The 12,267-nt window shown below is 50.2% G+C and carries 16 protein-coding genes; 2 read left to right on the forward strand and 14 right to left on the reverse strand.

Annotated features, from left to right (window positions below):
* On the forward strand, positions 1–477 hold a 477-nt coding region (locus tag JW953_20785; GenBank protein MBN1995140.1), incomplete at its 5' end, for a PRC-barrel domain containing protein.
* A 15-nt stretch (positions 478–492) separates the two neighbouring features.
* Complete coding sequence (locus tag JW953_20790; GenBank protein ID MBN1995141.1) at positions 493–1,011, forward strand: hypothetical protein; 519 nt, start codon at positions 493–495, stop codon at positions 1,009–1,011.
* 49 nt (positions 1,012–1,060) lie between these two features.
* On the opposite strand, the gene JW953_20795 is transcribed toward JW953_20790, so the two are convergent.
* The 14 genes from JW953_20795 to JW953_20860 form a co-directional block, all read right to left on the reverse strand.
* Positions 1,061–1,948: a cation transporter gene (locus tag JW953_20795; GenBank protein ID MBN1995142.1), complete on the reverse strand. Its 888-nt coding sequence runs from the start codon at positions 1,946–1,948 to the stop codon at positions 1,061–1,063.
* 150 nt (positions 1,949–2,098) lie between these two features.
* On the reverse strand, positions 2,099–2,575 hold the full coding sequence (locus JW953_20800) for a DUF2892 domain-containing protein (GenBank protein MBN1995143.1): 477 nt from the start codon (positions 2,573–2,575) through the stop codon (positions 2,099–2,101).
* A 293-nt stretch (positions 2,576–2,868) separates the two neighbouring features.
* Positions 2,869–3,768 carry a YihY/virulence factor BrkB family protein gene (locus JW953_20805; protein ID MBN1995144.1) on the reverse strand — a complete coding sequence of 300 codons (900 nt, stop codon included), beginning with the start codon at positions 3,766–3,768 and terminating at the stop codon, positions 2,869–2,871.
* Complete coding sequence (locus JW953_20810; GenBank protein ID MBN1995145.1) at positions 3,765–4,268, reverse strand: MgtC/SapB family protein; 504 nt, start codon at positions 4,266–4,268, stop codon at positions 3,765–3,767. The genes JW953_20805 and JW953_20810 overlap by 4 nt, the downstream gene beginning before the upstream one ends.
* 3 nt (positions 4,269–4,271) lie before the next feature.
* The gene (locus JW953_20815; protein ID MBN1995146.1) at positions 4,272–4,670 is read right to left on the reverse strand and encodes a cysteine hydrolase family protein; all 399 of its coding nucleotides are present in this window, start codon (positions 4,668–4,670) and stop codon (positions 4,272–4,274) included.
* Positions 4,667–5,254 carry a GNAT family N-acetyltransferase gene (locus tag JW953_20820; protein MBN1995147.1) on the reverse strand — a complete coding sequence of 196 codons (588 nt, stop codon included), beginning with the start codon at positions 5,252–5,254 and terminating at the stop codon, positions 4,667–4,669. The genes JW953_20815 and JW953_20820 overlap by 4 nt, the downstream gene beginning before the upstream one ends.
* A gap of 236 nt (positions 5,255–5,490) precedes the next feature.
* Positions 5,491–7,044 carry a nicotinate phosphoribosyltransferase gene (locus JW953_20825; protein ID MBN1995148.1) on the reverse strand — a complete coding sequence of 518 codons (1,554 nt, stop codon included), beginning with the start codon at positions 7,042–7,044 and terminating at the stop codon, positions 5,491–5,493.
* The gene (locus tag JW953_20830) at positions 7,041–7,622 is read right to left on the reverse strand and encodes a BON domain-containing protein (GenBank protein ID MBN1995149.1); all 582 of its coding nucleotides are present in this window, start codon (positions 7,620–7,622) and stop codon (positions 7,041–7,043) included. Before JW953_20830 ends, JW953_20825 begins: the two co-directional genes overlap by 4 nt.
* Before the next feature lie 27 nt (positions 7,623–7,649).
* Positions 7,650–9,587, reverse strand: coding sequence for a copper-translocating P-type ATPase (locus tag JW953_20835; GenBank protein ID MBN1995150.1), 1,938 nt, complete (start codon positions 9,585–9,587; stop codon positions 7,650–7,652).
* A gap of 118 nt (positions 9,588–9,705) precedes the next feature.
* Positions 9,706–9,960: a hypothetical protein gene (locus JW953_20840; GenBank protein ID MBN1995151.1), complete on the reverse strand. Its 255-nt coding sequence runs from the start codon at positions 9,958–9,960 to the stop codon at positions 9,706–9,708.
* A gap of 29 nt (positions 9,961–9,989) precedes the next feature.
* Complete coding sequence (locus JW953_20845; GenBank protein ID MBN1995152.1) at positions 9,990–10,424, reverse strand: hypothetical protein; 435 nt, start codon at positions 10,422–10,424, stop codon at positions 9,990–9,992.
* A gap of 738 nt (positions 10,425–11,162) precedes the next feature.
* Positions 11,163–11,510 carry a type II toxin-antitoxin system PemK/MazF family toxin gene (locus JW953_20850; GenBank protein MBN1995153.1) on the reverse strand — a complete coding sequence of 116 codons (348 nt, stop codon included), beginning with the start codon at positions 11,508–11,510 and terminating at the stop codon, positions 11,163–11,165.
* Entirely contained in the window at positions 11,507–11,737 is a 231-nt protein-coding gene (locus JW953_20855; protein ID MBN1995154.1) for a DUF2281 domain-containing protein, read from the reverse strand. Before JW953_20855 ends, JW953_20850 begins: the two co-directional genes overlap by 4 nt.
* Before the next feature lie 118 nt (positions 11,738–11,855).
* Positions 11,856–12,119: a YgiT-type zinc finger protein gene (locus tag JW953_20860; GenBank protein ID MBN1995155.1), complete on the reverse strand. Its 264-nt coding sequence runs from the start codon at positions 12,117–12,119 to the stop codon at positions 11,856–11,858.
* Between the last annotated feature and the right edge of the window lie 148 nt (positions 12,120–12,267).

The following is a 12,267-nucleotide window of genomic DNA, read 5'->3' on the forward strand; positions in this document are numbered from 1 at the left end:
CACTATCAATGGCCCATTTATTGGTCTATGCCGGGTGGGATTTATCACCTGGGGGTGCCTCCCGTAGCAATGGCCGAAGAAATGCTGATCAGCGAATCCACGCAACAAACAACTGCCTCCACCCAGGAAGAGAGCGTTGACGACCCACACTTACGCAGTTTTTGGGAAGTGTTGGGCTATCACATTCAGGCCCGTGATGGCGAAATAGGGCATGTGGAAGATTTTGTTGCTGACGATGAAATATGGGTTATGCGTTACCTGGTGATTGACACCAAAAATTGGTGGCCGGGCAAAAAAGTGCTGATAGCGCCCCAGTGGATTGAGAATTTCGACTGGCAAAAAGCGCACGTGCACATAAACCTGAACCGTGAAACCATTAAAAATAGCCCGGAATTTGATCCGGCTATGCCCATAAACCGGGAATATGAAGTAAGGCTTTACGATTATTATGGCCGGCCCAAGTACTGGATAAAGTAGAAAGGAAGGAATCTTATGGCTAAAAAAACATATACCTATACCGCTCGCAATATCAAGGACCCCGCGCAAGTGGTGACATTTACCCTGCATGACCAGAATATGTCGGTCGAGTTAGGCGCGCCGGTGGAACATATTGAACGCGCCTTTGAAAGTGGAAAGGAAGGCAAGGCTATGGCCGGTTCATCGGCCTGGCTCAAACCATTGGTCACTTCTCTGCTGGAACGAGGCACCCGACCTTTTCACGTTGCCGACGTAGACGCCAGCGCGGAGAATGGCAGCCTGCGCGTTATGGCCTGGAATCGTTCCGGGGGGTTGCGGCTGGCGCCCATCATCTTTGATATGGGCGAAGTTGATAATCCGGTTGCGGCGAAAGCGTTTGAAAGAGAATTGAAGCGACGCAAGCAGGCCGCAGAGCATCCCAGCAATTTGCCCGCACCGTTAGATTATTGGGCCAGTTGGGTGCTGGCTACCCTGACGACCTTTATTGTCCTGACACTCTGGTTTCGCAAAATCAGGCAACAAACGACAGGCTGATACGCCAAAATAGCGCAAGGAGCGAAAAATACCGCACAGATAGATTCTATCAATCCCTGTTGCGGTATTCATCATCCTTGTACGTTTGCTCTATTTGAAGCGTTGCGTGGTCAATATCAAATTTCTCTTTGAGTTTTTCTCGTATTTCAAAAATAAGCTGGTCGTTAGAGCCTTCTGGAACCACTAAATGCGCCGTGAGGGCTGTCTCGGTGGTGCTCATAGCCCATACATGCAAATCGTGCACCTCTTCTACCTTTTGATTTTGTTCAAAAAATAATCTGACCTGGTTCAGGTCAATATTTTTGGGTACTGCATCCAGGGCTAAATTTACTGAATCGACCAATAGCCCCCAGACGCTGTAGACAATGACGGCGACAATGATGAAGCTGAGCAGGGGATCAATCCAATAATAGCCAAAATATTGAATTATTAAACCACCAATTACAACGCCCAGCGAAACCCCGGTATCCGCAGCCATATGCAAAAAGACGCCTTTGATATTAATATCCTTCTTCTGATCGTTGATAAAGAGTAGCGCGGTGGCGGCGTTAACAATCACCCCAATACCGGCCACAATGATGATGATATTGCCGGGAATTTCGACCGGATTTTGAATTTTTTGAACAGCCTCCCATGTGATCAGTCCGGCGGCAAAAAAAATCAACATGCCATTAATCATCGAGGCGAGAATGGTACTTTTGCGCAGGCCATAGGTATATTTGCCCGAAGGCTTTTTTGTGGCGATCCAGATGGCGCCCCAGGCCAATAAGAGGCTTAAAACATCGCTGGTATTATGTCCGGCATCGGCCAGTAAGGCGGATGAATTGGCGAATAAGCCATAGCCTGCTTCAACCGCAATATAGATGATGTTAAGCCCAATGCCCAGGGCAAAAACCGGACCGTAATTTTTGGGGTTGTTTGAGTGTGAATGGGCCAAGCTGGTCAAGTCTCCGTTTCGATTTCACTTTTTAAATATTCCAACTCGCGGCAAGCGTGCTGGCAGTCAAGGTCAACAACATTCAGTACGGTTTTCGCATACCGCTCCAAAAATCGCCCAATAAGGCTTGCCGAGAACACAAACTCTTGATTAATAGGTGGCCGGGGGATCGCTGGCGGGAAATGTTTCCCATAAAGCTTCGTCCACGCCATCGCCGGGTTCAAGGGTGTTTACCGGCTCTTTGGTTGGGGGTATTGCCCGTGGGGTGGAATCCTTTTGGCTCGCAAACTTTTTCCCGGCTTTCAGGTGTTGTTGCTCAACAATGCTCAGAGTATTCACGCCCAACACCTGATAAGCCGGGCAATAGCCGGTTAAACCCCGGTACAGCAAATAGCTGCCCGCAGTAACAGACCCCCACCCGGCTACGGACCTGATTCGCAGCAAGCCATACACAATTAGAACACTGCCACCCAGAATTGAAGCAAACCGTTCTTGCGTATTCACATTGACTTTATCAACCTCGGTCAATTCTTGCCAGGTTTCGCGCACTTCGGGCCGGTTGATCGTCTTTCTAACCTGGGCCATTATTTCATCAGTATCAGTTTTTTCGGTATCATAAGCACTCATTTTACCCGCTCACCCCATCTAAAACGTTGGCCATAGCTTCATTGATTACGACCACATTCCGGCTCACTTTTTTAATGATAGACATAGGCACAAAAATAAACTCATCAGCCGCCTGAGTTTCTGGTTTGGTTTTCGAATCGAAAATAATATCGTCAATGGTTTCTACCTGTTTATCAATTTCTTTTTTTTAGCACAGGCTTGCCGATAACATCGCTACTTTTTATCATACTTTTGACTCCTTCCTGCAATAACTTTCAAACTGCCTATTCCGATACAGTTGGTGGTTCCCAAAATTATCCGGTCGAGTGATTACGTTGGGTGATGGTGGCCGTCAGGTGCGCGCCAAACAGGGTTATTAAGCTGCCCAGATAAATCCAGAACATTAACCCGACAATGGTTCCCAGCGAGCCGTAAACCAATTCGTAACTGGCCAGACCGCTGCTGAGGAAAAAGGCAAATCCGTTGGTGGCCAATTCCCAACCCGTGGTGGCTAACACCGCTCCCCAAAAGGCGGCCCAGCCGCTTACCTGGGCATTGGGCACCCAACGGTATAACCCCCAAAAAAGCGCCAATCTTAACAAAACTGGCAACAGGTTTGACCAAATTCGCCACAATCCTGTTTGGTAAATCTCGATACCATCACCCAGCGGCACGCTGAATTGCGCCAGCAAGTTGGTGACAAACGTTGATAACACCGATAGGATTAGCAGGGCAACCAATACGCCCACAATACTGAGTGCCACCAGCCGTCGTTTTAAAAAATTGCGAACATCTGCTTTGGTCCAGGCGGCGTTGATGTTATAGGCCAGCGTATTGAACACGCCCGATGCGGCCCAGAGCAAACCCACAATACCCACAATGCTAACCGTCCCCCGCAACGCCAACACCCGTTGAATATTCTGCTGAATCAAATTTTGAGCGCCGGGTAGATTTTCGGCAATTGCTTGCGATACCTGCTGTTGCACCACATTTCTTTCTAAAATAAAACTGCCGACGGCAATAATCAGGAGCAAAAGGGGAAATAACGAAAACAGGGCAAAATAAGCTATAGCCGCCGCGGCTTGCGGTGCTTTAGCGTTGGTAAAACTTTCAACCGATGTTGCAATCAGGTTAAAAATTCCGCCACTACTTTTATCAAGCCGGTTATAAACATTTTTTAACTGGTCTACCAGATTTTTTGCAAATTTGTTCATTGCTCAGTTGAAGGTTGTTGCCTGACTTTTGTCTTGTTGACCAGCCGTCTTTCTATCATGCCCAATCCACGCAAAATCACCAATACCAGCAGGGCCACGCCAACAGCCAATATCCACTGCTGCAAGGCCACACTGATGCCAATGGCGGCAGCCACCAGAATGGAGGCGGCTGTGGTCAGCCCTTCCACCTGTTTTTGGGGGCTGTGCCGGATAATCGTGCCCGCGCCCAGAAAAGCCACCCCCGTAACAACGGCTTCCATAATCCGAATCGGGTCGGCCCGAATGACCGAGGTACCCAGGTCTATGGCAAAATGATTAACGGCAACATCGCTGAGGCCAACCAGTAGGGCTGCCGCCCCGCCAACCAACACGTGTGTACGCAGCCCGGCGGGTTTATCGGCCAATTCACGTTCCACCCCGATGAGGGCACTCAAAAAGGCCGCCAGGATTACCTCAAGCAGTATCTGAAATTGTGCCGATTGATAAAAAACCGACTCCATAAATCATTCCTCTTTGACAACATCGCCGGCGTACAAAGTAGATACCTGACGCAAGGTAAGCGCCTGATCAAATTCGGTTTGGGCCGAAATACCGTCGGCAGGCATGACGACGTGAAACCAGCGCAGCCCAGCTGAAGCCGCGGTGTCACGGTCGTTCTTAAAGTGGGTATCCTGCGTAAAAGCCACGTGCATCCCCATACTCCGGGCTGTTTTAAGCAAAGTTTTAATATGCGGTATGGTTGCCTGGGCTGCTTGAACAAGCAATTGGCCTTTTGGATCCACAAAGTCGTTTTGCATATCCACAATAATCAATGCGGTTTTGTCGGCATTGAGCCTGATTTCTTCTTTAAAGGGAATTTCCGGTACGGCAACGGTTTCGTTGGGAATAAATTGACATATCATAGACTAACTCCTTTTGAGGTCGAATTGATCTCGACAGAAAGTTGGGTCTCGCCCATATATTTTTTCTGATGGACGGGCAGGTTCAGTTTTTCAAAGATACGCACCACCGGGCGATTTTCGGGAATAATAGAGGCGACAAATTTGTGGATGCCCATTGAACGGGCAATTTGGGTGAGTCTTTGGGTTAGATGCGTGCCTAACCCCTGGTTTTGAAGATCATCGCGGACCAGCATAGCAATTTCGGCCCACGTATCGGTAGGCCTGGTCCGGCTGAACCGGACAACGGCCACAATGTGTTCGTCGCCATCATCTTCCAGTGTGGCAGCCAGCGCCACATCTAATTGAGTATTGACCCTGGCCAGATTTTGTGCCTCTTCTTCAATTTGTTCCGGCGATAGATGTTCGACCGAGGCGTGAAAGCGCAGCCGTTTGGAACGGTCCGAGAGCCGGTGGAATAATTGCACCAATAAGGGGGCATCGTCCGGCTGCATCGAGCGAATCACTACCCGGCGGCCATCTTTTAAGGTAAAGGTTTTAACCTTTTGTTTTATGTTGTTTGAGCCGGCAACGCTATTTGGGGCCATTGAGATAAATCACCTCTTTCACTCATTGTATTTATTGTATCGCTTTGATAACGCCCTGCCCATACTAATTTGAGCGATTTTAAAATAAAAAAAGAGTTATCTTTGGATAGCCCCGGCAGGTTGAAGAAACTTTTGTCCTTACTCGGATGGGCAATGATTCGTATTGCCCGGTTGGATTATGGGAGAAACCTCGTTGAGTGTCTGGAAGCCCCGAAAGTTTAGGCCGGGATTGTTTCTCACTGTGTCCCGATTCTGGTCGCCTCAATCAACTGCTGCTTGCGCTTCCACAGCCGTTGCGTGAGCGAGACATGGTAAATGTGTGGATTCATAATTCGTTTGACGCCCGCATCTAGGCGGTCTAAATCTTGTTGCCGGCATTGCCGGATGGCTTCCAATTCAGGTAAATCGTAAACCAACTTGCCCTTATGCCACACATCAACCAGCAGCGGTTCTATTTTGGTAATTTCTGTTTGCGTCGGTTGGCGGTGTTTGGTGTGGTCCGACCCGTGTTGCAGCAAGATGGTCTCCATCTGGCGCGGGTCTTCATCATCAAGACTCAATAAATCTGCGGTGGCATGGCCGCGTTGGTCGTACAACCGCCAGGCGTGTTTGTGTCCCGGATTAGGGGTTTTAGCGGGATTTTCGGAAATCTTGATGGCCGGTATCCAGTTAGCCTGGTCGCATACGGCCACTAATTTGTAAACGCCGCCCAGCGCCGGTGCGCCGTGCGAGGTAATCAACCGCGTGCCCACCCCGTAGACCAGGCGCCGCCGCAGGTGGTTGGGGTCAACGCCAAATCGTTCGGCTTCCTGGTTGATTTGGGTCAAAATTTGCCAGATAACCAGTTCGTCGAGATCATTCGAAAGCACAATCGCGGTGTCGGAAAAACCGGCCTCATTGAGCATTTTGGCGGCGTGAATACTGAGGTAAGCCAGATCGCCGGAATCCAGCCGGATGCCGACCGGCCGGTGTCCCCGGCGGCGCAACTCTTCAAAAACGGTAATCGCGTGGGGAACGCCGCTGCCCAGCGTGTCAATGGTGTCAACCAGCAGCAGGCAGTCGTCGGGATAAACTTCGGCGTAGGCGCGGAAAGCTTCCAGTTCGCCCATGCCCAGGGCCATAAAGACTTGCACCATACTGTGCGCGTGGGTGCCTTTGGGCGGCAGGCCCAATACATACGAGACGCCAACGTTTGAGGTGAAATTGGCGCCACCGATGAGCGCGGCTCTGGCGCCCGCGTTGGCGCCGGTAGCGTGCCCCCGGCGCAGACCAAATTCCAGCAGCAACTGGCCCTCGCCACTCTGGTGAATGCGGGCCGCCTTGGTGGCGATCAGGGTTTGATAATTGAGATGATTAAGCAGCGATGTTTCCAGAATTTGGGCCACAGCCAATGGCCCTTGAACTACAGTCAGCGGTACGTGTGGATGGACGACCCGTCCTTCGGGAATGGCGCGGATAGTCAGGTGGTCAAAACTGAAGTTGTTTTGCAGCCACGCTAGAAAATCGTCGTCAAATATCGGAGCGCCGGTTTGGCCGGTCTGGCTGCGCAAATAGGCAATAGTCTCATTGTTGAAGCGGGCGGTTTGCAGCCAATCCAGCAACCATTCCAGCCCGGCATTAATGCAGTACCCGGCCCGATGAGGGCCGTAGTCAGGGTAGTCGCGGAAAAAATGGTCAAATTGCACCTCTTTTTCGTGAAGACCTTGCCGGTAGTAAAGTTGGGCCATACTGAGCTGGTATTGATCGGTAAAGAGAATGCCTTCGGCGTTTTTTTGGGTATCGGCGTTCATGATGGGTTTACCTGCAAATTGTTTCTGATGACTCGCACGCCTTTTAAGCCGCGCACAATGGTATGCACCCGTCCAATATCATCCTGAGTGTCAACCGTACCCAATAAATAAACATTGCGCCGGTTGACCTGAACTTTCACGTTATCCAAATGGGCGGTTTCGCTGTTAAGGCGGAGGGCTTCGTAAACATCGTCCAGTAAATCAAGATCGTTGTTATCTACATGGCCGGGCAGGCGCTCAATATCAGGGTCGGAATTTTCCATACCGGGGGCAAATCCGGCGGCAATCTCGACACCTTGCGGGTCATCGTCGGGCAGGACCGCCGGGTCGTGCGGCGGGGTATAGGTTAGCCCTTGCTCCGCTGCGATTTGAGGGTTATAGGTGTGCCCGTTGCTGTATTGGGTGTTAATCAAATCATCTTCGGCCAAATCTCCCGCTGCATCGACATCTTCCGCTTCTTCTTTTTCTCCAGGGTTGGGTGCCGCGAACAAATCAGCGCTTTCTTGTGTTTCGGTTTCCCCGGTTCCCGGTGGTGAAAAAAGTTTTTTGATTTGTTTTTGGTCTTTTTCTTTTGACATACAATATCCTCCTGATACAAAAACATTTCACAATTCGGCGCGACGCAGCAGTTGCGCGTTAACAGCCACAATTATGGTGCTCAACGACATCACCAACGCGCCTACTGCCGGCGATAGCACAAAGCCGAGGGGAGCCAGAACGCCCGCGGCCAACGGCAGGGCTATCACGTTATAGCCCGTGGCCCAGGCCAAATTTTGCTGCATTTTGCGGTAACTGGCCCGGCTGAGTTGCACAATTTTCACCACATCCAACGGATTGCTACGCACCAAAATAATACCCGCCGATTCGACGGCTACATCGGTGCCGCTGCCAATGGCGATGCCAATATTGGCGCGGGTCAGGGCCGGGGCGTCGTTCACGCCATCGCCCACCATCGCCACCACCTGATAATCTTTTTGCAAGTTGCTTACCTTTTCATCCTTGTCTTCGGGCAGTACCTGGGCAAAATAGGTGTCAATCGCCAGTTCCTTAGCCACAGCTTCGGCTACGGCCTCGCTATCGCCGGTGAGCATGGCGACGTCAACGCCTATACGGTGCAATTGATCAACAGCCTCTTTGCTTTCCGGGCGAATCACGTCGGCCAGGGCAAAAGCGGCCACCACTTGCTCCTGGCGGATCAAATAAACAACGGCCTGGCCTTTTTTACCCGCCTCACGGGTAAACCGGGCCAGATCAGCGGGCAAGTCAAGTTCAAGCTTATCTAGCAGGCTGGGACCACCCACATAAACAGATTGCCCCTGATAAGTGGCCCGCACCCCACGCCCCTTGATAGCTTCAAAATCGTTTACCTCAGGCAGGGTCAGCTCTCGCTCTATGGCGGCCTGGCGGATACCCCGGGCGATCATATGCTCCGAGTCGCCTTCTATGGCGGCGGCCAGGGCCAGGGCGTCATCATCATCGCCGGTTTCGGTTTTCAGGCCAACCACGCCCTGTTCGCCTTTGGTTAGGGTGCCGGTTTTATCAAAAATAATCATATCAAGCCTACGGGCGCTTTCCATCGCCAGCCGGTCGCGGACTAAAACGCCGTTGGTGGCCGCCAGCGAGGTGGTAATCGCCACCACCAAGGGGATAGCCAGCCCCAGCGCGTGGGGGCAGGCAATCACCAGTACCGTGACCACCCGCTTCAAAACCTCAATATTGAACCCAAGCGCCACACTCCAACCAATGGCGGTGAGTACGGCTACGCCCAGGGCAATGTAAAACAACCAGGCTGCGGCTTTGTCGGCCAGAAGCTGGGTGTTTGATTTGCTGCGCTGCGCCTCATCTACCAAACGCATAATGCCGGCCAGGGCGGTGTCGTCACCGGTGGCCGTGATTTTGACCCGCAGGCTGCCGTCACCGTTGACCGCGCCGCCAATCACCTCGTCGCCCGGCTCTTTTTTAACCGGCTTAGACTCGCCGGTAATCATGGCCTCGTTAACCCGAGAATTGCCCCGCATAACCTCGCCGTCGGCGGGCACGCTGGCCCCCGGGCGCACCAGCACGCGGTCGTCGGCTTTAAGCTCGCTCACCTTGACTTCTTCGGTTTGATCGTCGCCGGTAATGCGTTCGGCGGTGTCGGGCATCAGTTTCGCCAGTTCATCCAGCGCGCCGGAGGCCTGGCGCACGCTGCGCATTTCCAGCCAGTGACCCAGCAGCATCACGTCAATCAGCGTCACCAGTTCCCAAAAAAAGCCGGTACCCAGGTTGATAAAGAGAGTGCCCAGGCTGTAGACAAAAGCGACAGTGATAGCCAGCGAGATGAGGGTCATCATGCCCGGCTGCCGATTTTTTAGCTCGGTCCCGGCCATTTGCAAAAACGGTAGCCCGCCGTAGAAAAAAATGATAATAGAAAACAGCGGGGTGACCAACCAGCTGCCCGGAAAGACCGGCATAGAAAAATTCAGCCATGCCTGAATGGTCGGGCTGTAAAGCAGCACCGGGATGCTCAATACCAACGACACCCAAAATCGGTTACGAAACATGATTTCGTGGCCGGTATGATCGTGTTGGTGCTGCTGGTCACCGTGCTGATTATGCCCGGCGGGGGAATCTTTATTGGGACTGTGTTGCCTGGCCATAAATTCTGCTCTTTTCTACGGTTTAAATTTTGCCCATAAATCGTTTCACATCATAATCCCACTCGCGGGTTTCCAACTCTAATTCTGAACCGGCGGGGGACTCATCTTCCGGCTGACAAGCAACCACCGAAACATACCCGCCGCTGCCGGTAAAGGTTACGCAGTTTTTGCCTTTATCCTGTATTTCCAGGCCGATACCGTCGGCCCCAAAATAAGCCACGGCAGCATCAATAGCTTCGGTAGGATTAAGTTTGCTTTCAATGCCATAACGTACCATCGGTAGTTTTCCTTTCTTGTCCTTTGTTTTTACGAGACTGAACTTTTAGCATTGAAGTGGCGCATAATATCGTACGCTTGTTGCGCTTTTTCGTCGTCGGTTTCAACAACAACCAGGGTATTACCGCGTTTCACTTGCCGGGCGTAAAAACCGACCTCTTTTTCCCCAATGCCCAAATCCATCAGTTTTTCTTCCAAAACGGTTTCCGGTATCTCGTCATCTGCCGGAATATCATTATCAAGAACGGCGCTTATTCCATCGCCTGAAGTGGGCAAAGGTGGGACTACAACCTGCTTTTCTTGTTGCAGAAAAGGGTTTTCTCCGGCCACATGATCTTGGTCTACCAAGATAAGCTCATCCTCTTCCTCGCCAAATCCCTGTTGGTGGAGTTTTGACAGGGCTTGTCCCAGGTCTTCCTGATTATCAAACAAACCAACAACTGTTTTATTGCTAAACAAATCCATTTTATGCCTCCTAAAAATATATGTAAATCGGGATAAATCATACCCCTACTTCATCCTATCATTTCTGGCGTATCTTGCCTATACTCGGATGAGCGATTTTAAAAATAAAACAGAGCTATGTTGAGATAGCTCTGTTAGCAATTAATATTACTCAAATGGGCGATAGGCGGTCAAGGTACCCTGCACATAGTGCCCTGACCGGCAAAGTACGATTGTGCCATCTTGTGCTGGCTGCTAGACTGATCCGGCCAGTTTTTGTGTGCGACTATCAGTTCTTGAAGAAATCTTTGTGGGTTTCGTCGAGACTAAACCTGTGACAAACAAAAAAAGAAGCGCTGAAGTTAGCGCCTCTTTTTTACATAACAACTTGACATAACGGGAGCGACGGGGCTTGCTCCGGAGGTGACACGAAAGATTTCGTTCTCACCTTTCCAGACCCCGACGATGAACCGTTGTACTCGCCGGTCAGACTGGTGCTTGAGTTAGAACTCTGCACCGAAGATGACCTGTGGGACTTTTAAGCTTCAATAAAGAGTAAAACCGATAAATTTTTGGCTTTCGGCCCTTGTATTGTGAATTCATATTCATAGTGCAAGGGCTTTTTTGTTTTATCTGGTTAGCAACTTGCAAGTAATACGGCTGTACTGTAACTTACCAACTTAATAATAGCAAAGATTAGGTCTCACTAACTGGCGACTGAATTCACACAATGGTCGGGCTGGCGAGATAAATCGGAATTTAAGACTCCGTCAACCAAGTAGACAGATTAGTTTTGATACGATTTAATCTTTCCTGATCAATCTCACCAATGGCACCAAGCAAAATACTTTCCTCGACCACAGCTAAACGTCCTACTCGAATAACACTTGAACTTTTCAACCCCGTTCGAGAAAAACCAGCAGCCCCACTATCAATGATTTCGTCAAAGCCTTCGATATATTGGTGCATCTGGGATGAAATCATACACATCAACCAGTCATCATAGGGGCCCGGCAGTTTTCCTAGCAATAAAGCTGGTCGCAACTTCCCTTGAACAATATCAGTCTGTGGAAACTGGAATAATACGATCTGACCCGGTTTTCTCACGAGAATACTTCCTGTAAATCCTCACGAGTATAGACGGGTAAGTTCTCATCTTCCATCCCTCGCATCGCCAATTCCAAGGACAGATCTGACCAAGCCGAATCATCCTGATCACTCAATACTTCCTGTTCCTTTTTGAACAGTAGATATTTTACAAAATCCAACACTTCTATCTGAAGAGAGGTGGGTAATTTTTGGACGTATTGCTGGATGCTTTCTGTAACTGTCATCACTCAATTGCCTCCATACTCAAACGGCTCAAAAAAATCCTCGCTTTCCGTAATTCTAATTCATATCATCCGTTTGGTCAAAACAACTTTGACCCACATTTTCAATTCCAAGCCAACTTCAAGTGGAATTTTGTCCACCCAACTCTACTTCAAACGACTGGCCCACAGGTTGAAAGTCCGCCGTTTCCTGTCGCGCAAGTCTAGTCTCGATCTGTTCAAACTGCCTTACTACTTCCGGGGTATACAATCGTTCACCACACAAAAGGCAGATCCCAACCTTGACCTTCAAAAAGGCGGTATTGACCCCACCATATAGAACCTCGGTGACTTCCTTTTCAACCACCACTCCAGCACAACGGGGACATTTCTCAGTGTACTTCATCCACTTCCTCGCTCCAGGTCAGGACAGGATACTATCGATACAGATGCGCATACTCGGCCTCAAAGATCTCGCGTCGGGTTTGGCGAAGTTGTTCGATCATCTCTTCTTTATTGGTACTGATCTGTAACCCACCTTGCTCGCGGATCAG

This window comes from Anaerolineae bacterium (assembly GCA_016931895.1).
Classification (GTDB): Bacteria; Chloroflexota; Anaerolineae; order 4572-78; family J111; genus JAFGNV01.